Below are 20,133 nucleotides of genomic sequence, written 5' to 3'. Positions count from 1 at the left end.
GCCCCGTACTGCTTGCCAGAACGGGGCGGGGATGAGCGAGGATGGCAGTGTCTCCTTAACCGAGGAAAGGGACCCATCCCGTGTCTGTCGATCCCTCCGCAATTCCGAACTTCGGCGGCCAACCGGAGAAGCCGGAGAACAAGACCCCTGGTCAGGGCGGAGCGAGGAAGCCGGCCGGGCCGATCATGCCCAACCAGGACCTGATCAAGCAGTTGCTGGAGCGCATGAAGCTGAAGTACGTCACGGACAAGGAGGGCGATCTGGTCGCCCCCTGGGAGAAGTTCCGTACGTATTTCATGTTCCGCGGTGAGAAGCAGCAGCGGATCCTGTCGGTCCGGACCTTCTACGACCGGCCGCACACCATCGAGGAAAAAGGCCGGCTGCTGGAGACCATCGACGAGTGGAACCGCCGCACGCTGTGGCCGAAGGTCTACACCCACACCAATGACGACGGAACGGTCCGTCTCATCGGTGAGGCGCAGATGCTCATCGGTCTCGGCGTGGCCCCGGACCACTTCGTGAACACCGCCGTCAGCTGGATCCGGGCCGCCATCGAGTTCGACAAGTGGCTGGTGGAGACCCTCGGACTGGAGAAGGACGCCGAGTCCGGCGACGGCGACGGCGGCGACGAGGGCGGGAACGGCACCAACGGCACCAACGGCGGGACCGACGGCACCGGGGGCGAGGGCGGTACGAGCGGCGGTGCCACCTCGTGATCGTCGCCTTCTCCGTCACCCCCATCGGCGCCGGTGAGGACGTCGGCGAGGCGGTCGCCGCCGCCGTCCGCGTCGTCCGCGACAGCGGCCTGCCGAACCGCACCGACGCCATGTTCACCAGCGTCGAGGGCGAGTGGGACGAGGTGATGGACGTCGTCAAGCGCGCCACCGAGGCCGTCCAGGCGCACGCCGCCCGCGTCTCCTTGGTGCTCAAGGCCGACCTGCGCGAGGGCGTCACCGACGGGCTGACCGCCAAGGTCGCCACCGTCGAACGCCACCTCGCCGGGAGCTGACCGGCGCGCACACGACGAGAAGACGGGCCCCGGGGGAGACCCCGGGGCCCGTCCGCGTGCCGTACGGCCTCACACCACCGCCGTGTCCTCCTCCGCGAAGTGGCAGGCCACCGGGTGCCCGGTGCCCCGGTCCTTCAGCTGCGGCTCCTCGGTGGCGCAGATGTCCTGCGCCTTCCAGCAGCGGGTGCGGAACCGGCAGCCGCTGGGCGGGTCCAGCGGGCTGGGTACGTCACCGGTGAGGACGGTACGGCGCCGCCGCCGCTCCTTCTTCGGGTCCGCGAGCGGCGCCGCCGACAGCAGCGCCTGCGTGTACGGGTGCGAGGGCCGCTCGTACACCTCGGACCGGGTGCCGGTCTCCACCACCTTGCCCAGGTACATCACCGCCACCCGGTCGGAGATGTGCCGCACCACCGACAGGTCGTGCGCGATGAAGACGTACGCGACGCCCAGCTGGTCCTGGATGTCCTCCAGCAGGTTCACGACCCCGGCCTGCACCGACACGTCCAGCGCCGACACCGGCTCGTCCAGCACCAGCAGCTTCGGCGACAGCGCCAGCGCCCGCGCGATGCCGATGCGCTGCCGCTGGCCGCCGGAGAACTCGTGCGGGTAGCGGTTGCCGTGCTCGGGGCTCAGCCCCACCAGCCGCAGCAGCTCCGCGACCCGGTCCTTGCCGCCGTCGCGCCACTGCCCCTGCACCTTCAGCGGCTCGGCGATGATGTCGTTCACCGGCAGCTTCGGGTTGAGCGAGGCGTACGGGTCCTGGAAGACCATGCCCGTCTCGCGCTGCACCGGCCGCAGCTGGGCCGGCTTGAGCCCGGTGATCTCCTTGCCGTCGAACGTCACCGACCCGGAGGTCGGCTTGATCAGCTGGAGCACGGCCCGCCCGGTGGTGGACTTGCCGCAGCCCGACTCGCCCACCACGCCCAGGGTCTCGCCGGCGCGGACGCCGAACGACACCCCGCTGACGGCCTGCACCTGGCCGACGACCCGGCGGAAGAGCCCGCCGCCGCGCACCGGGAAGTTGACCACCAGGTCGGTGACGGTGAGCAGTTCCTCGCCGGATGTGGTGTTCTCGGGGGCCTTGGACAGGTCCGTGGTCGCCGTCATCACCCCTCCTCGCTTTCGGTGATGGGGGAGCTGTCGTCGCGGAAGAACGCGGTCGGGTCGTCCGCCGCGGCCAGCCGGTCGCTGTGGTGGCAGGCCGCCCGGTGGCCCTCGCCGGCCTCCGTCAGCCCGGGTTCGCTCTCCGTGCACTCCGCCGTCGCCAGCGGGCAGCGCGGCGCGAACGGACAGCCGGCCGGCAGGTGGATCAGGGACGGGGGCGTCCCGGTGATCGGCCGCAGCCGGTCCTCGCGGTCGCCGTCCAGGGACGGGATCGACCCCAGCAGACCGGCGGTGTACGGCATCCGCGGCTCGTAGAACACCTGGTCGGTGCCGCCGATCTCGACCGGCTTGCCCGCGTACATCACCAGGGTGCGGTGCGCCATGCCGGCGATCACCCCGAGGTCGTGGGTGATCATCAGGATCGCCGCGTTGACCTCGTCCTTGACCTCCAGCAGCTTCTCCAGGATCTGCGCCTGGACGGTGACGTCGAGCGCCGTGGTGGGCTCGTCGGCGATGATGACGTCCGGGTCGTTGATGATCGCCATGGCGATCATCACCCGCTGCCGCATCCCGCCGGAGAACTCGTGCGGGTAGGCGCCCAGCCGCTTCCCGGGCTGCGGGATGCCGACCAGGTCGAGCATGTCCTTGGCCCGGCGCAGCGCTTCCTTGCGCGGGACGAGATGGTGCGCGAGGACGGCCTCGGACAGCTGGTCGCCGATGGTGCGGACCGGGTTGAGCGAGGTCATCGGGTCCTGGAAGATCATCGCGATCTTCCGGCCGCGCAGCGCCCGCTGCTCCTTGGGGCGCATGGTGAGCATTTCCTGGCCCCGGTAGCGGATGGAGCCCTTGATGCGGGCGGATTTGGGCAGCAGGCCCATGACCGCCATCGAGGACACCGACTTGCCGGATCCGGACTCGCCGACGATGCCCAGCACCTCACGGGCGTGCAGGGTGTAGTCGACGCCGCGTACGGCGCGGACCACGCCGTCGTCCGTCGGGAACTCGACGGTCAGGTTCTCGACTTCGAGGATGGCTTCGTCGGAGGGCGGCCGGGAGTCGGCCAGGGTGCGTGCCTCGTGCACGTCCTCGGCCGCCTCGGTCACGGCGGGGGTGCCGGGAGTGGCGGGGGGGTTGGTCACAGACATCAGTCACGCACCCGGTTCTGTCGGGGATCGAAGGCGTCACGCAGACCGTCGCCGATGAAGTTCACCGAGAGAGCGATCAGGATGATGAAGACACCGGGCCAGTAGAAGAGCCAGGGCCGGGTGCCGAGCGCCGTCTGGTAGTCGCTGATCAGCCGGCCGAGCGAGGTGTCCGGCGGCTGCACGCCGAGGCCGACGAAGGACAGGCCCGTCTCCAGCAGCACCGCCGAGGCGATGGCCAGCGTCACCGACACGATGATGATGCCGATCGTGTTGGGCAGGATGTGCTTGAAGATGATCCGCCGGGAGGAGGTGCCCACCGAGCGGGCCGCTTCCACGAATTCCTTCTCGCGCAGCGAGAGCACCTCACCGCGGACGAGTCTGGCGGTCTGCATCCAGGTCACCAGGCCCAGGAAGATGCCGAACAGGACGATGCCGCGACCCGCGATCATGGTGCCGATCAGACCGGCGATCAGCAGGGTGGGGACGGCGATGAGCACGTCACTGGAGCGCATCAGGGTGGACTCGGTCCAGCCCCGGAAGTAGCCGGCGGCGGCGCCGATGACCGTTCCCACGAAGGTGGCGATCAGGCCGACCAGCAGCGCGATCACCAGGGAGACCTGGGCGCCGCGCATGGTGAGGGCGAAGTAGTCGCGGCCGATGTTGTCCTGGCCGAAGGGGTGTTCGCCCAGGTGGACGCCGCCGCCGCCGAGGAACTCGGGGACGACGGAGAGGGTGGGCCGGCCGCCGTCGACGGCGGTGGCGGTGGCGGTGGGCGTCTTGTCCCACCAGCCGGGGATGGGCCCGGCACCGATGGAGGTCACGGCCAGGCCGACCACCAGGATGAACAGCACCAGGCCGACCATGGCGCCCTTGTGCCGGAAGAACCGGCGCCGGACCAGTTGGCCCTGGCTGCGGGCGACGATGGTCATGCCCTGGGCGGCGGTGTCCGCGGTGCCGGGCGGGCCGGCGGCCTCCGGTCCCGGCTCGGATCCGGCTTTCTGCGCTGCGCGCTGTGCGTCCGTCATGTCAATCTCCTTCAGGACAGCCGGATGCGGGGGTCGAGGACGGCGTAGGCGATGTCCGCGATCATGTTGAAGACGATGATCGCGCCGCCGGAGACCAGGAAGAACGCCATGATCGGCATCGGGTCGCCCTGCTCGATGCCTTCCAGCAGCATGGTGCCCATGGCCCGCCAGCCGAAGACCTTCTCGGTGATGACCGCGCCGCCGAGCACGGTGCCGATGTCGTAGCTCACCAGGGTGGTGATCGGGATCATGCCGTTGCGCAGCACGTGCCGGGTGACCACGGCGCGCTCGCTCAGGCCCTTGGCGCGGGCGGTGCGCACGTAGTCCTGGTTCATGACCTCCAGCATGCTGGCGCGGGTGTAACGGGAGTACGTGGCCAGCGAGATCAGCACCAGCGCCAGGCTGGGCAGGGCGAGGTGGCCGAACGAGTCGAGGCCGCTCTGCCAGAAGGTGCCGTCGTAGTTGGGGGTGCTGGCGCCGATGGTGGAGATGGGCCGGCCGCCGACCGAGTCGCTGTAGGAGGCGAAGGACTGGAGCATCCGGTCCAGGAAGATGACCGCGCCGGTGAACAGGCCGGTGAAGATCGCGGCCGGGATGGCGTTGCGGCGGTACAGGTCGCCGCCGACGTACCAGCCGACGCCGTACCCGACGCCCGCGGTGACCAGCGCGAGCAGCAGCAGGGTCAGCAGGTTGGGGTCCTTCAGGACCGGGCCGAGCGCGAAGTAGGCGACGATGCCGAGGCCGGCGGATATGAGCGCGGCCTTCAGCGGCGGTGCCCACTCCAGGCCGCTGACCAGGACGGTGAAGCCGATGGCGCCGCCGAGCGCGGTGAGGGCGACCACGATCGGGCCCAGGCCCGGGTCGTTGAACCAGCCGGTGGCGGAGAGCGCCGCGAGCAGCACCACCATGCCGGCGAGCGTGGTGCCGAAGACCGTGAGCCGGCTGCGGCGGTCGCCGACCACCAGGCCGCCGGCGGTGAGCGCGGTGACCAGCGAAATCCCGGCGATGAACGGTACGGAGATGACGGGGTCGGCCAGCCAGTCGTTGAAGTCGATCGCCATGAACTCCTTGAGGAGGGTGGCGATCCAGAACGACGGCAGCGAGAAGCAGACGAACGCCACGAAGGTGACGGTCTGGTCCAGGGCGCTGTACTGGCGCAGTGCGGAGATGACGCCGATGGTGATGCCGATGACGATCGAGATCACGGTGGCGCCGATGACGAGTTGCAGGGTGGCGCTCACGGCCGCGTCCAGCATCGAGTTGACGCTCAGGCCCTGCCGGTTCACTCCGAGATCGCCTTGGATGGCGTCCCCGAGCCAGAGGAAGTATCTGACGATGAAGGGTTCGTCCAGATGCATCCGTTCGATGATCACGGCCATCGCGCTCTCGCGCGTGTTGTCCGGCAGCTGGCGTGCGTCGGCGAGCGGGTCCTTGACCTTGGTGGCCAGGAAGAAGATCACGATCGTGGCGGTGAAGAACACCCAGATCGAGACGAACAGCCGCCGCACGATGAAGACGAGCATGGCGCTGACTCCTGAAGGTGCGAGTGGTGTGGGAGGTGAAGGGCTGGGGTGGGGGAGTGCGAATGAAGACGGGGCCGGGGGTGATGAAGCCCGGCCCCGTGAGGCGTATGCCTTGCCGCGGTCGCGGCGCGGTGCGGCGTTCGGCTCACCCGTCAGGGGTGGTGCCGGCGGCCGTCACCGCCGCGGCCTCAGCCCTTGGACCACTCGTGCACGTTCCAGGTGATGGAGCCCTGGGACGGGTTGGGAACGATGTTCTGGACGCTGTCGCCCCAGGCGGTGATGCCGGGGTGCTGGAAGATCGGGATGGTGACCATGTCCTCCCACAGCTTCAGCTCGATCTCGGCGGCGATGGCCTGGGCGTCCTCAGGGTTGGGGGCGACCAGGATGTCGTTGAGCAGCTGGTCCAGCTCGGCGTTGGAGTAGCAGCCGTTGTTGTTGCCCTTGCCCTCGACCGAGCACTCGGCCGGGCTGCGGAAGGTGGAGTTCCAGCCGGACATCTGGTTCGAGCCGATCCAGGCGTACTGGGCGACGTCGAAGGTGCCCTGCGAGAGGCCACCGGTGGTGTCGAAGAAGTCGGCGGAGGAGACGAACTCGACGTCGAAGCCGGCCTCGTCACAGGACGCCTTCACCAGCGCGCCGGAGTCGTTGCGGCGCTGGTTGTCCAGGGTCTCGACGCGGATCTTGGTGCCGACCGCGTCCTCCTCCTCCAGGATCTGGCGGGCGCGCTCGATGTCGGTGGTGCCGAACTCGGCGATCACCGGGGCGACGGCGTCCACGCCCAGTTCGTAGCCCGGGTCCCAGGGGGCCAGGCTGCGGATGTTCTTGACCTCGGCGTCCGGCACGATGGGCTGGATCAGGTTCTCGACGATCTGCTGGCGCGGGGCGCACAGCGCGAAGGCCTGGCGCAGCGCGAGCGACTCGGAGAACGGGCCCCGGTCGAAGTTGAAGTCCCAGTGCTCGTAGGTGTACTGGTCACCCAGGTGGGTCTGGATGCCGCTGGCCTGCTCCAGCTGGTTGGCGACGTCCACCGTCGGCTGCGGCTGGATGACGTCGACCTCGCCGTTCTGGAGCGCCTGGACCTGCTGCTCCTCGGCGACCTGGCGGACGACGATGGTCTTGGTGGCCGGCTGCTCACCCCAGTACGCCTCGTTGGCGGTGAGGGTGACCGACTGGCCCTCCTCGAAACCGGTCAGCTTGTAGGGGCCGGAGGAGGGGATGATCGACTCGTCGGGCAGCGAGCCGTTGATCAGCCAGCCCTCGTTGAAGAACTTGGCGGCGTCGGCGAGCGCGTCGGCGTCCTCGGCCAGCAGCGCGGCGAGGAACTCCTCGTCGCTCAGACCGCCCTCACGGGCGACGACGTGCGCCGGCATGATCTTGTTGTTGCCCACACCCGGGCCGGCGGTCTCCCAGTCGGCGTACGGGGTGTCGTAGACGAGGGTGAAGGACTTGCCGCCCGGCTCGCACTCGGGGCGGGTGGTGTCCTCGATGCCCTGGATGCCCACCGCGGAGAACAGGCCGTCGATGGCGCCGCTGTTCTGCGTCCACCACAGCTGGACGTCATCACAGTCGATCGGAACACCGTCGGACCACACGGCGGCCTCGTTGATGGTGTACTCGACCGTCAGCGGGTCGTCGGACACCTTCTCGTAGGTGCCGAACTCCTCGTGCGGGGTCACCAGACCGCGCTCGCCGTCGTACCCCCAGAAACCGCCGACGGTGCCGTTGAGTATGGTGCCGTTGGCGTTGGAGTTGGCACCCGCGGTGGTGGGGTTGTAGCTGTCCAGCGGCTGGGCCCAGGCGAGCGTGACGGTGTCGGCCGAGCCCCCGCCGGCGTTGTTGTTGTCGGTGTCGTCGCCGCCGTCGCTGTCGCTGCCGCATGCTGAGAGGACGAGTGCGCCTCCCAGGAGAGCAGCGCCCAGCTTCGACGCCCTTCCGAATCGGGTCATCTTGGGCCTTCCACGGTGTGATGACTTGTAGTGTGAAGTTGCGGAGAGCTTCGTCACAGAACCGGGCGCGAACAAGTGCGCAAGAGTGACCGTTGTGCAGCCGAGATGTGAAACAGGCTGAGTTGTTACCTGCATCTACGCGGATATATGGAACAAACGGGCGTTTCAATGCCGCTAGCACATCGGCAACGTGAACGGGTGTTCGCATTACGGTCACGGACAGGAGAACACCTGACCCACCCTGACCCCGGGGGGATGGAAACCTGGTGAAGTTGGGTAAAAACGCTGTGGGGGCGGCGGGTTCCATGATTCGGTGAAGTCCGTATCCGGGTTCAGCGCCTGGGCGCCCCGCCCAGTGCCTGCCGGGCCCGGCGGACGGGCGGCCGAGGGTATTCCACGGCCGGTCCGCTCACCATCGAACTGCGTGCATGCGGGAGCCGACCCATGCTCACCACCATTCACACCGCCTATACCGACACCAGTGCCGACGATCTGGCCTGGGCCCTGGGCCGCGAGCCCCTGCCGTCCCTGGCCACCCTCGATCTCGAACTCGGCGGCGCGAGCGTTCAACTGCGCGTGCTGGGTGCCTCCCACCAGGTGCTGCTCAGCGCGCTGGACGACTCCTGCTCCGAGACGGTGGCCTGCATGCCGGGCAGCAGAACGCCACTGCCGCTCGGTGTCTCCAAGCGCGTCGGCGGCTTCGACTACGCCTTCGCGGCCCGGGTCGAGACCCTGAGCGCCGGCTCCTTCGCCGGGCGCGCCCAGGAACTGCTCGCCCTGGTCGCCGAGCACCCCCACGGACTGGCCGCCACCTTCCCCGGCGATCCGCACGCCTTCACGGCCTTACTCGCCCAGCGCCGCGGCGCTCATGTGCACTGGCGTACCTGGCACGCCTACCCGCAGGAGCGGCGCCTGGTGGTCACCAGGACCAGAATCGGCGTGCACGCCACTCCCGTGGGGGACAGGGTGGGCGCGGGGAGTGACGTCATGTCCGGCTCGTGAGCGCACGCTCGGCGGCCTCGCCCGGGCGGCGCGCGCCCCGGCGCTCCGGCCCGGACTACGGGCGGGGGACACCGGCCGCCGGGGGCGGGCTTCCGGTGCCGCCCGGCGTCGGGCGGGCGCTGGTGCTGGCGGGCGTCTTCGTCTGCGCGGCCTGCGGGCTGGTCTACGAGCTGGAACTGATCGCGCTGGCCGACCACTTGATCGGGGACACCGTCACCCACACCTCGGTCGTGCTCTCCCTGATGGTCTTCGCGATGGGCATCGGCTCGCTCGCCGCCAAACGGCTGCGCGGGCGGGCCGCCGCCAACTTCGCGCTGATCGAGGCCCTGCTGGGGCTGGTGGGCGGCAGCTGCGCCATGGCGCTCCACCTCTCCTACGTGTGGAGCGGCGAGGCCCGGTGGGCGCTGTGCGGGTACGCGCTGGCCATCGGGGTGCTGATCGGTGCCGAGATGCCGCTGCTGATGGCCCTGTTCCAGCGGATCCGGGCCCAGGAGGCGGACCGGGCGGTGGCCGATCTGTCGGCGGCCGACTATGTGGGAGCGCTGCTCGGTGGCCTGGCGTTCCCCTTTCTGCTGCTGCCGCTGCTGGGCCGGCTGTCGGCGGCCCTGGTCACCGGCGCCGTGAACGCGGCGGCGGGCGGCCTGCTGGTGCTGTGGCTGTTCCGGCGGGAGCTGACCCGGGCCGGCCGGTGGCGGCTGCTCGCGCTCAACGCGGGGGTGATCGCCGTCCTGCTGGCGCTGATCCCCCTGATGGGCCCGCTCGAGACGGCCACCGACCGGGCACTGGCCGAGTACGGAACGGCGCGGCCGGCCGACTGAGCCACCGGTGACCGGCCCCGGGCAGCCCCTGCTGGGGTGGCCGGAATCCGTGTCCTGTGTCGGACTAGTCGTTTAAGCGGCCCCAGTGGGTAGGGTCGGCCCATGGAACACGAGGTCTACGTCCCGTTCTCCGCCGCCGTGCTGCGGAGCGCGCTCGCCGATCCGGAGCGGGTCGCCCGTTGTGTTCCCGGCCTCGAACCCGACCGGGAGCAGCCGGCCGGGCCGTCGGCGGGCGCGTCCACCGCCTCCCCCGCCACCGCCTCGTCCACTGCCGCCTCCTCCGCCGCCGCCTCGGACCCGGCCTCCGAACCGGACGCCGCGACCGCCCCCGCCACGGTGGCGGGCCGGCTGCGGCTGCGGGCCGGCAACACCTCGATCACCTACCGGGGCACCCTCACCCTCGCCACCCGGCAGGACACCGGCGTCGTCACGGTCGCCGCCGAGGGCCGCGAGGCGCGCGGCACCGGGAGCGCGGCGCTGGCCCTCACCGTGGTGCCCACCCCGCTGCCGGACGGTTCCGGCACCACCCTGGTCCTGAGCGGCACCGTGGAGAGCACGGGCCGGCTGCGGTCCCTGGAGGCCCGGCAGCGTGAGGCGGCGGGCCGCCGGCTGCTGGAGCGGTTCCTGGAGGCGCTGGTCGCCGAGCTGGGCCAGGAGGAGGTCGAGCGCGGCGAGGTACCGCCGGTGGCCGGGGCCGGCGGCATCGGGGAGCCGGACGACAACGAACGCGTCATCCCCGGTATCCCCGCCCCCGAGGGTCAGCCGGCCGACCGGGCCGGGCACGGCGGGCAGGAGTTCGAGGACCTGGAGAGCCTGGAGCGGCTGGATGGGCTGCGCGAGCTGGACGACCTCCAGGAACTCGACGGTCTGGAGGATCTGGAGGACCTGGAGGCGCTGGAGGACCTGGACGATCTGGAGGATCTGGAGGAGGACGGCGAGGAGGCGGTACGGCGTCACACCCCCGCCCCCGAGGCGGATTTCGCCCGCCGGACGATGATCGGCCGCAGCGCCGAGGAGGTCGACCACGCCCCGCCGCGCGGGCGGTACGCCCCCGAGCCGCCGCCGGGCAGCGGCGGCGCGGCCTCGATCCCGCTGCGCTGGGTGGCTCCCGCCGCCGCCCTCGCGCTGGCCTCGGCGGTGCTGGTGGGACGGGTACTGCGCAAGCGGCGCTGAGCGGGCTCGTTATGGTCTTCGGGTGACCACGGATGACTCAGACCGCCCCGGCACCCCGGACCCGGCCGTCGTGCTGCGGGCCGGCGACACCCGGCTGACGGTGCGTCCCGACGAGGGCGCGCGGATTTCCTCCCTGCTGATCGACGGCACCGAACTGCTCCGGCAGGGTGAGCGCTTCGGCTCCTTCGTGATGGCCCCCTGGTGCGGCAGGACCCGCGAGGGCCGGTTCCGCAACGGCGCGCTCACCCACCGGCTGCCGGTGGCCGAGGGCCAGCAGCACGCCATGCACGGGACGGTACGGGGCCGGCCCTGGCGTACGCTGCGCGCCGGTGAGCGGACGGCGACGTTCAGCCGGGCCATCGGCGGGGACGGCCCGGAGGGGGATGCCTGGCCGTACGCCGGTCTGGTCACCCAGACCGTGGAACTCGCCGAGGACGGCGGCGGGGTGACGCTCACCCTCGGGGTGGAGACCGACGGGGTGTCCTTCCCCGCGCAGGCCGGCTGGCACCCGTGGTTCTCGCGCCGGCTCACCCCGGAAGGCCCCGGGGTGGAACTGGATTTCACGGCCGGCTGGCAGGAGGAGCGCGGGGCGGACCATCTGCCCACCGGGCAGCGGATCGCGCCGCTGCCGGGGCCGTGGGACGACTGCTTCGGCATGCCGGAGGGGGTGGCGGTGACGCTCACCTGGCCCGGGCAGCTGGAGCTGAAGGTGACCAGCCGCACCGAGTGGGTGGTGATCTACGACGAGGTGGCCGAAGCGGTGTGCGTGGAACCGCAGTCGGGGCCGCCGGACGGGCTGAACACCACCCCCCACCTGGTCACCCCCATCGAGCCGCTGGAGATCTCCACGGTCTGGACCTGGCGGCGGCTGCCGTAATGTCGGCTTTCATGAACGCGCGTGAGACCCTGCTGCGGCAGATTCAGAACAAGGCCGTGGTGCACGGCAAGGTGACCCTCTCCTCCGGAGTGGAGTCCGATTACTACGTCGACCTGCGGCGGATCACCCTGGACGGGGAGGCCGCCCCGCTGGTGGGCGAGGTGCTGCTGGAGGCCACCGCGCATCTGGAATACGACGCGGTCGGCGGGCTGACCCTGGGCGCCGACCCGGTGGCGGCGGCGATGCTGCACGCCGCCGCGGCGCGCGGCCGGCGTCTCGACGCGTTCGTGGTCCGCAAGGCGCAGAAGGTGCACGGGCTCCAACGCCGGGTGGAGGGCCCCGAGGTGGCGGGCCGCCGGGTGCTGGTGGTCGAGGACACCTCCACGACCGGCTCTTCGGCGCTGGAGGCGGTGGCCGCGGTGCGCGAGGCCGGGGCCGAGGTCGTCGCGGTCGCGGTGATCATCGAGCGGGGCGCGGCCCCGGCGGTGGAGGCGGCCGGGCTGCCGTATGTGCAGATCTACGGGCTGCCGGAGCTGGGCCTGGGCTGACCGCCCGGTGCGCTCCGCCCCCGGATCGCTACGGAGGGTCACTGTTTCACGTGAAACGGTGACCCTCCGTGCATAGGGTGCCCACCGCACTGGTGCATCTGTTCCGGTCTGGGAGGATGGGCGGGACGCGGACCCGCACGGATATCAAGGAGCGGACAGATGCCCATCGCAACCCCCGAGGTCTACAACGAGATGCTCGACCGGGCGAAGGCAGGCCGGTTCGCCTACCCCGCCATCAACGTCACCTCGACGCAGACCCTGCACGCCGCGCTGCGCGGCTTCGCCGAGGCGGAGAGCGACGGCATCGTGCAGATCTCCACGGGCGGTGCCGAGTTCCTCGGTGGGCAGTACGCCAAGGACATGGTGTCCGGCGCCCGGGCGCTGGCCGAGTTCGCGCACGTCGTCGCCGAGAAGTACCCGGTGAACATCGCGCTGCACACCGACCACTGCCCCAAGGGCAAGCTGGACGGCTACGTCCGCCCGCTGCTCCAGCTCTCCAAGGAGCGCGTCGCCCGCGGCGAGAACCCGCTCTTCCAGTCCCACATGTGGGACGGCTCCGCCGAAACCCTGAAGGACAACCTGGAGATCGCCGAGGAACTGCTGGCGATCGCCGCAGCCGCCAAGATCGTGCTGGAGGTGGAGATCACCCCCACCGGCGGCGAGGAGGACGGCGTCAGCCACGAGATCAACGACGAGCTGTACACCACGGTCGACGACGCGCTGCGCACCGCCGAGGCCCTGGGCCTGGGCGAGAAGGGCCGCTACCTGCTGGCCGCCTCCTTCGGCAATGTGCACGGCGTCTACAAGCCCGGCAACGTCGTGCTCCGCCCCGAACTGCTCAAGGACCTCCAGGAGGGCGTCGGCGAGCGCTACGGCAAGGAGAGCCCGTTCGACTTCGTCTTCCACGGCGGCTCCGGCTCCACCCGCGAGGAGATCGTCACCGCGCTCGCCAACGGCGTCGTGAAGATGAACCTCGACACCGACACCCAGTACGCCTTCACCCGGCCCGTCGCCGACCACATGTTCCGCAACTACGACGGTGTGCTGAAGGTCGACGGCGAGGTCGGCGACAAGAAGACCTACGACCCGCGCAGCTGGGGCAAGCTGGCCGAGGCCGGCATGGCCGCCCGGGTCACCCAGGCCTGCGGCGACCTGCGCTCCACCGGCACCCGCCTGAAGTAGCGAGGTCGGCGCACCGCCCCCGAGCAGGCAGACTGGACGGCATGTCCCTTCACGAGAACCTGCTCGGGGGCCCGCCCCCGACCCATCTGCCCGACGACCCCGGGCCGCGCGACCTGCTCGCCTCCGGCACCGCGCCGGCCGAGGTGGCCGCCGCGTACCCGGCCTCCTCGCTCGCCTGGGCCCAGCTCGCCGACGACGCGTTCGCCGAGGGCGCCACCGTCGCCTCGTACGCCTACGCCCGCACCGGCTACCACCGGGGCCTGGACGCCCTGCGCCGCAACGGCTGGAAGGGCCACGGCCCCATCCCGTTCGAGCACGAGCCCAACCGCGGCTTCCTGCGCGCCCTGCACGCCCTCGCGCGCGCCGCGCAGGCCATCGGTGAGCAGGAGGAGTACGAGCGCTGCACCACCTTCCTGCGCGACAGCTCCCCGACGGCGGCCGAGACCCTGTCCTGATCGGGCCGCACCCCGGGCACGGCCGAGCCCCCGGGCGCCCCACCGCACGACGGAGGGGCGCCCGTTGCGCGTCCTCCACGTAATCTGCCGCTGACACCCGGCGATCCCGGGGACGACGGACGACCGTGCGAAGGAGCGAGCCATGTCGGACACCACCGGCGAGCCGACGCTGACCCACGACGGCAGCACACCGTACGAGGACTACGTACGGGCCGAGGTGCTGACCCACCTCCAGCGCCCGTTGTCCGAGGACCCGGGGGAGATGGCGTTCCTCGTCACCACCCAGGTCATGGAGCTGTGGTTCACGGTGATCGTGCACGAATGGCGCACGGCCGCCGACGCGCTGCGCGAGGACGACCTGCCGCGCGCCCTGGCCGCGCTGCGCCGCTCCGGCTACCAGCTGACCGCGCTCAACGCCTCCTGGGAGCCGCTGGCCCACCTCACCCCGGGCGAGTTCAACGCCTACCGGGCGGCCCTGGGGGAGGGCTCCGGCTTCCAGTCGGCGATGTACCGGCGGCTGGAGTTCCTGCTCGGCGAGAAGTCGGCCGCCATGCTGGTCCCGCACCGGGGAACCCCGAAGGTCCACGACGAACTCTCCAAGGCGCTGCACGAACCGAGCCTGTACGACGAGGCGCTCGGCTATCTCTCCCGGCACGGCGAGGCGCCGCTGCCCGCCGAGGTGCTGGCCCGCGACTTCCAGGCCCGCTACGAGCCGCACCCGGCGGTGGAGGCCGCCTGGCAGCGGGTGTACGCGGCGGGCGAGGGCCCGCTGCTGACGCTCGGCGAGGCGCTGACCGAGGTGGCGGAGCTGGTGTGGCGCTGGCGCAACGACCATCTGGTGGCCACCCGGCGCGCGATGGGCGGCAAGACCGGGACCGCGGGATCGGCCGGGGTGGCCTGGCTGGAGAAGCGGGCGGCCAAGCATGTCTTCCCCGAACTGTGGACGGCGCGCAGCCATGTCTGAGACGGAGACGGAGCAGGCGATGACCACGACCACGACGACGACCGCGGACGCGGCGGCGGAGGCCGCCCGGCTGGACGCCGCCGACCCGCTGCGGACCAAGCGCGCCGCGTTCGTACTGGACGACACCGTCTACCTCGACGGCAACTCGCTGGGCGCGCTGCCCCGCGGCGTCCCCGGCCGGATCGCGGAGGTGATCGGCCACGAGTGGGGCCGGCTGCGCATCCGCTCGTGGACCGAGTCCGGCTGGTGGACCGCACCCGAGCGGGTCGGCGACCGGATCGCGCCGCTGCTGGGTGCCGCGCCCGGCCAGGTGGTGGTGGGCGACTCCACCAGCGTCAACGTCTTCAAGGCGCTGGTGGCCGCCGTCCGGCTGGCACCGGAAGGACGTGACGAAATCCTGGTGGACGCCACCACCTTCCCCACCGACGGCTACATCGCCGCCTCTGCCGCCCGGCTGACGGGCCGCACCCTGCGCCCCGTCCCGGCCGGGGACATCGCCGCCGAGGCCGGCCCGCGCACCGCGGCCGTCCTGGTCAACCACGTGGACTACCGCACCGGCGCCCTGCACGATCTGCCCGCGATCACGGCGGCGGTACGGGCGGCGGGCGCGCTGAGCGTGTGGGACCTGTGCCACAGCGCCGGTGCGCTGCCGCTCGCGCTGGACGCCGACGGCGTCGATCTCGCGGTCGGCTGCACCTACAAGTATCTGAACGGCGGGCCCGGAGCGCCCGCGTACCTGTACGTCCGGGCGGCGCACCAGGCGGCGTTCGACTCCCCGCTGCCGGGCTGGAACTCGCACGCCGAACCGTTCGCGATGTCCCCGCGCTACCGCCCGGCACCCGGCGCGCCGCGCGGCCGGGTCGGTACCCCGGAGATCCTGTCCCTGCTGGCCCTGGAGGCCGCGCTGGAGGTGTGGAACGGCGTGGACCTGTCGGAGGTGCGGGCCAAGAGCCTGGCGCTGACCGCCTTCTTCGAACGCTGCCTGGCGGGGGTGCTGCCGGTCCTCACCCCGGCGGAGCCCGGGCGGCGCGGCAGCCAGGTCGCGCTGCGCTGCCCGGACGCGCGCCGGGTGACCGGGGAACTGGCGGCGCGCGGGGTGATCGCCGACTTCCGCGAACCGGACGTGCTGCGGTTCGGGTTCACCCCGCTGTACACCTCGTTCGCGGAGACGGAGCGCGCCGCGCGCACCCTGGCCGAGGTGCTGGCCGGGACACCGCGCCGCCCGGCCCCGGCCGGGGCCCCCGACGAGGGCCGGGACGGGGAGGAGGCGGCGGCGCTGCTCGCCCGGCCGCCCGCGCCGCCGGACCGTACGCTGCGCTACCGGCCGGGCCCGGACGGGGTCGTCGACCTGTACGGGGACGGGGACCCGCGCGTGGTCCTGGTGCACGGCGGCTGGTGGCGCACCGGGTACGACCGCGCCCATCTCGCGCCGCTGGCCGCCGCACTGGCGGACCGGGGCGTGCCGGTGGCGCTCGTCGAGTACCGGCGCGGCCCCGGCGCCTGGCCCACGGCGGGGGAGGATCTGCGCGCCGCCCTGGCGGCCCTGCCCGGCACCGGGCCGCTGACCCTGGCCGGCCACTCGGCCGGCGGCCAGCTGGCGCTGTGGGCGGCGGCCGGTGCTCCGGGCCGCGTCGCGCGCGCCGTGGCGGTCTCGCCGGTGGCCGATCTGCGCGAGGCGGCCCGGCTCGGGCTGGGCGCGGGCGCGGTCGGCGCCTGCTTCGGCGAGCCGCCGGCGGCGGCCGACCCGCTCCGGCTGCCGGCCCCGCCGGTGCCGGTCACCGTGCTGCACGGCACCGAGGACGGTCAGGTGCCGCTCGCCCAGTCCCTCGCCTACGCCACCCGGCACGGCGCCACGCTGATCCCGCTGCCCGGGATCGGCCACTACGCTCCGGTCGACCCGGGGACGGCGGCCGGCGCCCGGCTGCTGGACGTGCTCAGCGGAGGGTGAGCCGCAGTTCGGCGAGCCGGGCGAGATCGTCCGGTATGCGGTGCCGTTCCGCGTCGGTCAGCGGGACGGCGTCCGCCTCCGCCAGCCGCCGGGCGACCCCGGCGGGGTCCTCGCCCTGCCGGTGGGCGACGTCGGCGCGCAGGACGAGGAGGCGGACGCGCTGTTCCGGGGTGGGCCGCTCGTGGGTCAGCGCGAGCGCCCGGTCCAGCACCTTGGCGGCGGCGGGCAGATCCTCCTTGGAGTCGGCGAAGAGGACCGCGAAGTGCAGGGCGCGGGCGAAGGTCTCCTTGGGGGCGGGCGCGATGTGCCCGTCCCCGCCGGTCGGCTGTCCGACCCGGATCGAGTTGCCGCCCGGGTCGGTCATGAGGAACTGCCGTACGCCGTAGGCCATGTCCTTGACCGGCCCGATCCGGGGCAGCCCCCGGGTGGGCACCTTGCCGTAGACGTCCTTGAGCCCGGCCCGGAACACCTCGTGGAGGGCGTCGACCTCGTCGGTGAGGATGTAGCAGCCACCGAGGGAGGTCTGCGGGTCGAAGTCCTTCATGCCGTGGAACTGGAGCTCCACCGCCCCGCGTTCGACGACGAGGTAGGCGTAGGGGCTCTTCTGCTCGAAGGTCACCGCGAACCCCAGGGCCCGGTAGAACGCGGCGACCGGCGCGATGTCCCGGCAGGTGAGCAGCGGAATGGTTTTCTCGGTCATGCGGCGCAGTCTAGTCAAATTTGATTACAGGCCGGGATGCCGATGCCCGCTTGCCCGCTGCCCCTCGGAAGAGGCGGCGCACGCCGGGGACCCGGGGTCAGGGAGCGTCGGGAGAGAGATCGAGAACCCGCACGTGGGCGCCCCGCCACTTCTCCGGTGCGGTCGTCGCGATGACGGCCCCGTCGGGGCGCTCCGGGGTGGGGGCCGCCGCATACCGGGTGTGGGCATCGGCCCAGGTCGTCTCGCGGGCGAGAGCGAGCGCGGCGGGCAGATCGAGCTCCAGCACGGTGATGCCGGGCAGTGAGGCGAAGTGTTCGGCGGTGCCGGGGCGTCGGCGATCGGCCTCCACCAGGGCGCAGACGGGCACGTGGACGTACCAGCCCGGCACCTCCGCGGACCGGTGGATCAGCCCGGAGGCCATGACATTGCCGTAACCGGCGGCGAGCAGGGCCGATTCGTCCAGGATGAAGTGCACGGCATCGCTCATGGTGCGAACGCCTTGGCCAGCCGGCGGTCCAGTTCCGCGTCGAGCGCGCTCTTCTCGGCCGGCGTCGGGTCGTACCCGTTCCACTCCCGCAGCGCCGTCCGGGTCTGCTCCGCTCGGGCCGCCCGCTCCTCCGGGGTCAGCAGCGAATCCGCCAGGCGGGCGAGATAGGCGCGCAGCGACAGCCCTTCGTCGGCCGCTATCCGGGCCAGCCGGTCACGAGCCTCGACGGGGATGCGGATGTTGGCATCGGTCACGGCAGAACTCCTTCGGCCTCCGGGTGGGTACGGGTACGTACCCATGGCAGATGCCCGCACGCTATCAGGCCGGACCGGCCGGGCGCCGGTGCCGGCCGGCGCGACCGCCGTCGTGCCACGAGGCGCCCGGTTCAGGAGAAGAACCCCAGGACGCCCGTGTCCGGCTTCGCCGCCGTGTGGCGGAGCCAGTCCGCGATCGACTCGACCGCCTCCCGGACCTCCGGGTCCAGCGCCGCGCGCTGGTCCGGGGTGGTGGCCTCCCACTCCTTCAGCGCGCGGGCGCAGTCGGCCGCGCTCCATGTGCCGTGGCCCGGCAACTCCTCGGGACGGGGCAGCGGCGCGGGGAAGTCGGCGTACGTGAAGGAGGTGACCTCCACCGCCGTGACGCCCAGCGCCGTCAGGCCCTCGTCCACCCGGCCCAGCCAGCCGTAACGGAACGGCGAGAAGCTGCTGTTGTCCAGCCGCCGGCCGTGGAACTCGCAGATCCGCTGATAGGCGTACGCGTACTGGAAGGCGTGCGCGGTATCGAACGGGCCGCCGTCGATCACCGCGCGCAGTGCCTCGTACGCCGTGGGCGCGCCCTCGGCTATCCGGTCCGCGAACCAGTCGTCGTCCCGGGCCATGGCCCGCTTGAACCGGCCGCCCATCATCCGCCGCTGCTTCTCGTCCCTGCCGCCGACGATCCCGCGCACCAGCGCGGGATCGACGAGAAACAGGTTCAGTCCGTAACTCATGGCCGCAGTCTAGGAATCGGCGTCGACCAGCACGACCGCCGTCCCGTACGCGCAGACCTCGGTGCCGAAGTCCGCCGTGCTCACCTCGTACCGCATCGCCAGCACCGCGTTGGCGCCGCGCGCCCTGGCCTGTTCGATCAGGCGCTCCACGGCCTGGGCGCGGGTCTCGGCCAGCGTCTTGGACAGCCCGCGCAGTTCGCCGCCGAACATCGACTTGATGCCGGAGCCGATCTGGCTGCCGAGGTTGCGGGACCGGACGGTCAGCCCGAACACCTCCCCGACGACCCGCGCGACCCGCCGCCCGGGCACGTCGTCCGTGGTCACCACCAGCACCTCCGCCTCGGCGCTGGGCCCGCCCCCGAAGTCCTCGATGTCCATGTCACCCCTCCTGGGCCGGGCCGCCGGCGACGGCGAGAAGATGCGAGGAGGCCGCCAGCAGGTCCGGGTACCCGTCGGCGAACCGGGCCGCCTCCAGAGCGGCGGTGAACAGCGGCGAGTCGGTCACCGGCGTACCGGTGTGCACCTCGACGGCCCGCAGCATCGCCCACCCCGGCCCCTCCACGCCGTACACGGTGGCCTCCGGCAGCCCCGCCGCGGCCAGTTCGCCGGCCAGCCCGGCCGCCGTGTGGAGGTAGGCGAGGGTGAACCCCTTGCGGCCACCGCCGCCGTGCCGGCCGGTCCGCACGGTGTCCGCCACGGCCTCCCGCACCCCGGCCCGGCTTCCGAGGGCGGTCGTGGCGGTGTGATCGAGGACCGGCGCGTACCGGTTGATCCCGGCCACCGCCACCACACCGCCCGGCCGCACCACCCGGCGCGCCTCCCGTACGGCGGCGAGCCGGTCCGTCCGCTCCACCAGGTGGTACAGCGGCCCCAGCAGCAGCACCACGTCGTACGTCCCGTCGCCCGCCGCCAGCGCCCGCGCGTCGCCCCGCTCGGCCGTGCACCCCGGGACCCGGGCCGCCCGCGCCACATGGCGGGGCACCGGGTCCACCAAGTGGACGGCGTACCCCTCGGCCGCCAGCCAGCGCGCGTGCACCCCGGTGCCGCCGCCCACATCCAGGACGGTGGCCGGGGGAGGCGGCAGATGGCGGCGCAGGATCTCCCGGGTGCGGACCAGTTCCAGCGCGCCGTCGGCGGTCCGGCTCAGCCGGGTGTCCTCGTCGGTGCGTTCGTCGTAGTAGGCCAGGATGTCCGGCGCTATCTCCGCTGCTGTCATGGGAGAAGGGTGCCCACCGGCGG

21 protein-coding genes and 2 pseudogenes are annotated in these 20,133 nt (G+C 72.1%); 12 read left to right on the top strand and 11 right to left on the bottom strand.

Annotated features, from left to right (window positions below; genetic code table 11):
- Positions 1 to 80: 80 nt before the first annotated feature.
- Complete coding sequence (locus BM385_RS11890; RefSeq protein WP_254791527.1) at positions 81 to 716, top strand: YbjN domain-containing protein; 636 nt, start codon at positions 81 to 83, stop codon at positions 714 to 716.
- Positions 713 to 1,009 carry an MTH1187 family thiamine-binding protein gene (locus tag BM385_RS11885; RefSeq protein ID WP_019431999.1) on the top strand — a complete coding sequence of 99 codons (297 nt, stop codon included), beginning with the start codon at positions 713 to 715 and terminating at the stop codon, positions 1,007 to 1,009. Before BM385_RS11890 ends, BM385_RS11885 begins: the two co-directional genes overlap by 4 nt.
- Positions 1,010 to 1,078: 69 nt before the next feature.
- Here BM385_RS11885 and BM385_RS11880 read toward each other — a convergent pair whose 3' ends face one another.
- The 5 genes from BM385_RS11880 to BM385_RS11860 form a co-directional block, all read right to left on the bottom strand.
- Positions 1,079 to 2,116, bottom strand: coding sequence for an ABC transporter ATP-binding protein (locus tag BM385_RS11880; protein ID WP_019431998.1), 1,038 nt, complete (start codon positions 2,114 to 2,116; stop codon positions 1,079 to 1,081).
- Positions 2,116 to 3,258 (bottom strand): ABC transporter ATP-binding protein, encoded by a 1,143-nt coding sequence (locus BM385_RS11875; protein ID WP_051131015.1) that lies wholly within the window; start codon positions 3,256 to 3,258, stop codon positions 2,116 to 2,118. Before BM385_RS11875 ends, BM385_RS11880 begins: the two co-directional genes overlap by 1 nt.
- Positions 3,258 to 4,283: an ABC transporter permease gene (locus BM385_RS11870; RefSeq protein ID WP_093843017.1), complete on the bottom strand. Its 1,026-nt coding sequence runs from the start codon at positions 4,281 to 4,283 to the stop codon at positions 3,258 to 3,260. Before BM385_RS11870 ends, BM385_RS11875 begins: the two co-directional genes overlap by 1 nt.
- An 11-nt stretch (positions 4,284 to 4,294) precedes the next feature.
- Positions 4,295 to 5,806: an ABC transporter permease gene (locus BM385_RS11865; RefSeq protein WP_093843016.1), complete on the bottom strand. Its 1,512-nt coding sequence runs from the start codon at positions 5,804 to 5,806 to the stop codon at positions 4,295 to 4,297.
- Between the two features lie 188 nt (positions 5,807 to 5,994).
- Positions 5,995 to 7,752: an ABC transporter family substrate-binding protein gene (locus BM385_RS11860; protein ID WP_019431994.1), complete on the bottom strand. Its 1,758-nt coding sequence runs from the start codon at positions 7,750 to 7,752 to the stop codon at positions 5,995 to 5,997.
- Positions 7,753 to 8,196: 444 nt separating this feature from the next.
- Between BM385_RS11860 and BM385_RS11855 the strand changes: the two genes are divergently transcribed.
- The 10 genes and pseudogenes from BM385_RS11855 (at position 8,197) to BM385_RS27735 (ending at position 16,719) form a co-directional block, all read left to right on the top strand.
- On the top strand, positions 8,197 to 8,754 hold the full coding sequence (locus BM385_RS11855) for a DUF2617 family protein (protein WP_019431993.1): 558 nt from the start codon (positions 8,197 to 8,199) through the stop codon (positions 8,752 to 8,754).
- Positions 8,751 to 9,539 (top strand): annotated as a pseudogene (locus BM385_RS11850) (spermidine synthase); the annotation flags it as partial. The gene BM385_RS11855 and the pseudogene BM385_RS11850, both read left to right, overlap by 4 nt.
- A 135-nt stretch (positions 9,540 to 9,674) precedes the next feature.
- Complete coding sequence (locus tag BM385_RS27105) at positions 9,675 to 10,745, top strand: SRPBCC family protein (protein WP_093843015.1); 1,071 nt, start codon at positions 9,675 to 9,677, stop codon at positions 10,743 to 10,745.
- Between the two features lie 22 nt (positions 10,746 to 10,767).
- Positions 10,768 to 11,622, top strand: a complete 855-nt coding sequence (locus BM385_RS11840; protein WP_093843014.1) for an aldose epimerase family protein — start codon at positions 10,768 to 10,770, stop codon at positions 11,620 to 11,622.
- A gap of 11 nt (positions 11,623 to 11,633) precedes the next feature.
- Positions 11,634 to 12,170, top strand: a complete 537-nt coding sequence (pyrE, locus tag BM385_RS11835; RefSeq protein WP_093843324.1) for an orotate phosphoribosyltransferase — start codon at positions 11,634 to 11,636, stop codon at positions 12,168 to 12,170.
- Positions 12,171 to 12,329: 159 nt separating this feature from the next.
- Entirely contained in the window at positions 12,330 to 13,352 is a 1,023-nt protein-coding gene (fbaA, locus tag BM385_RS11830; protein ID WP_019431988.1) for a class II fructose-bisphosphate aldolase, read from the top strand.
- Positions 13,353 to 13,393: 41 nt separating this feature from the next.
- The gene (locus tag BM385_RS11825; protein WP_019431987.1) at positions 13,394 to 13,807 is read left to right on the top strand and encodes a DUF3151 domain-containing protein; all 414 of its coding nucleotides are present in this window, start codon (positions 13,394 to 13,396) and stop codon (positions 13,805 to 13,807) included.
- A 142-nt stretch (positions 13,808 to 13,949) separates the two neighbouring features.
- Positions 13,950 to 14,771, top strand: coding sequence for a tryptophan 2,3-dioxygenase family protein (locus BM385_RS11820; RefSeq protein ID WP_019431986.1), 822 nt, complete (start codon positions 13,950 to 13,952; stop codon positions 14,769 to 14,771).
- A pseudogene (gene kynU, locus BM385_RS27740) lies at positions 14,764 to 15,975 on the top strand (kynureninase); the annotation flags it as partial. The gene BM385_RS11820 and the pseudogene kynU, both read left to right, overlap by 8 nt.
- Positions 15,970 to 16,719: an alpha/beta fold hydrolase gene (locus BM385_RS27735; RefSeq protein ID WP_254791567.1), complete on the top strand. Its 750-nt coding sequence runs from the start codon at positions 15,970 to 15,972 to the stop codon at positions 16,717 to 16,719. The pseudogene kynU and the gene BM385_RS27735, both read left to right, overlap by 6 nt.
- Here BM385_RS27735 and BM385_RS11810 read toward each other — a convergent pair.
- From BM385_RS11810 to BM385_RS11785, 6 genes are all read right to left on the bottom strand, one after another.
- Positions 16,706 to 17,419, bottom strand: a complete 714-nt coding sequence (locus BM385_RS11810; protein ID WP_019431984.1) for a bleomycin resistance protein — start codon at positions 17,417 to 17,419, stop codon at positions 16,706 to 16,708. The genes BM385_RS27735 and BM385_RS11810 overlap by 14 nt on opposite strands.
- Before the next feature lie 97 nt (positions 17,420 to 17,516).
- Positions 17,517 to 17,906 (bottom strand): PIN domain-containing protein, encoded by a 390-nt coding sequence (locus tag BM385_RS11805; RefSeq protein ID WP_026047128.1) that lies wholly within the window; start codon positions 17,904 to 17,906, stop codon positions 17,517 to 17,519.
- Positions 17,903 to 18,160 carry a hypothetical protein gene (locus BM385_RS11800; RefSeq protein ID WP_019431982.1) on the bottom strand — a complete coding sequence of 86 codons (258 nt, stop codon included), beginning with the start codon at positions 18,158 to 18,160 and terminating at the stop codon, positions 17,903 to 17,905. The genes BM385_RS11805 and BM385_RS11800 overlap by 4 nt, the downstream gene beginning before the upstream one ends.
- Before the next feature lie 131 nt (positions 18,161 to 18,291).
- Complete coding sequence (locus BM385_RS11795; RefSeq protein ID WP_093843012.1) at positions 18,292 to 18,894, bottom strand: DUF7691 family protein; 603 nt, start codon at positions 18,892 to 18,894, stop codon at positions 18,292 to 18,294.
- Between the two features lie 9 nt (positions 18,895 to 18,903).
- Entirely contained in the window at positions 18,904 to 19,272 is a 369-nt protein-coding gene (locus BM385_RS11790; RefSeq protein WP_019431980.1) for a YbjQ family protein, read from the bottom strand.
- Position 19,273: 1 nt separating this feature from the next.
- Positions 19,274 to 20,110, bottom strand: a complete 837-nt coding sequence (locus BM385_RS11785) for a class I SAM-dependent methyltransferase (protein WP_093843011.1) — start codon at positions 20,108 to 20,110, stop codon at positions 19,274 to 19,276.
- Positions 20,111 to 20,133 lie beyond the last annotated feature (23 nt).

Origin of the sequence: Streptomyces harbinensis (genome assembly GCF_900116145.1) — a bacterium.
In the GTDB taxonomy this organism is placed as follows: Bacteria; Actinomycetota; Actinomycetes; order Streptomycetales; family Streptomycetaceae; genus Streptomyces; species Streptomyces carpaticus.
This window is presented reverse-complemented; position numbering and strand designations above follow the sequence as displayed.

What these genes read in the sequence shown, in the direction of transcription:
- BM385_RS11880 (WP_019431998.1), bottom strand. Translation starts at nt 2,116, where the DNA reads ATGACGGCGACCACGGACCTGTCCAAGGCCCCCGAGAACACCACATCC.
- BM385_RS11865 (WP_093843016.1), bottom strand. Translation starts at nt 5,806, where the DNA reads ATGCTCGTCTTCATCGTGCGGCGGCTGTTCGTCTCGATCTGGGTGTTC.
- fbaA (WP_019431988.1), top strand. Translation starts at nt 12,330, where the DNA reads ATGCCCATCGCAACCCCCGAGGTCTACAACGAGATGCTCGACCGGGCG.
- BM385_RS11860 (WP_019431994.1), bottom strand. Translation starts at nt 7,752, where the DNA reads ATGACCCGATTCGGAAGGGCGTCGAAGCTGGGCGCTGCTCTCCTGGGA.
- BM385_RS11810 (WP_019431984.1), bottom strand. Translation starts at nt 17,419, where the DNA reads ATGACCGAGAAAACCATTCCGCTGCTCACCTGCCGGGACATCGCGCCG.
- BM385_RS11790 (WP_019431980.1), bottom strand. Translation starts at nt 19,272, where the DNA reads ATGGACATCGAGGACTTCGGGGGCGGGCCCAGCGCCGAGGCGGAGGTG.
- BM385_RS11855 (WP_019431993.1), top strand. Translation starts at nt 8,197, where the DNA reads ATGCTCACCACCATTCACACCGCCTATACCGACACCAGTGCCGACGAT.
- BM385_RS11820 (WP_019431986.1), top strand. Translation starts at nt 13,950, where the DNA reads ATGTCGGACACCACCGGCGAGCCGACGCTGACCCACGACGGCAGCACA.
- BM385_RS11785 (WP_093843011.1), bottom strand. Translation starts at nt 20,110, where the DNA reads ATGACAGCAGCGGAGATAGCGCCGGACATCCTGGCCTACTACGACGAA.
- BM385_RS27105 (WP_093843015.1), top strand. Translation starts at nt 9,675, where the DNA reads ATGGAACACGAGGTCTACGTCCCGTTCTCCGCCGCCGTGCTGCGGAGC.
- pyrE (WP_093843324.1), top strand. Translation starts at nt 11,634, where the DNA reads ATGAACGCGCGTGAGACCCTGCTGCGGCAGATTCAGAACAAGGCCGTG.
- BM385_RS11805 (WP_026047128.1), bottom strand. Translation starts at nt 17,906, where the DNA reads ATGAGCGATGCCGTGCACTTCATCCTGGACGAATCGGCCCTGCTCGCC.
- BM385_RS11795 (WP_093843012.1), bottom strand. Translation starts at nt 18,894, where the DNA reads ATGAGTTACGGACTGAACCTGTTTCTCGTCGATCCCGCGCTGGTGCGC.
- BM385_RS11875 (WP_051131015.1), bottom strand. Translation starts at nt 3,258, where the DNA reads ATGTCTGTGACCAACCCCCCCGCCACTCCCGGCACCCCCGCCGTGACC.
- BM385_RS11825 (WP_019431987.1), top strand. Translation starts at nt 13,394, where the DNA reads ATGTCCCTTCACGAGAACCTGCTCGGGGGCCCGCCCCCGACCCATCTG.
- BM385_RS11870 (WP_093843017.1), bottom strand. Translation starts at nt 4,283, where the DNA reads ATGACGGACGCACAGCGCGCAGCGCAGAAAGCCGGATCCGAGCCGGGA.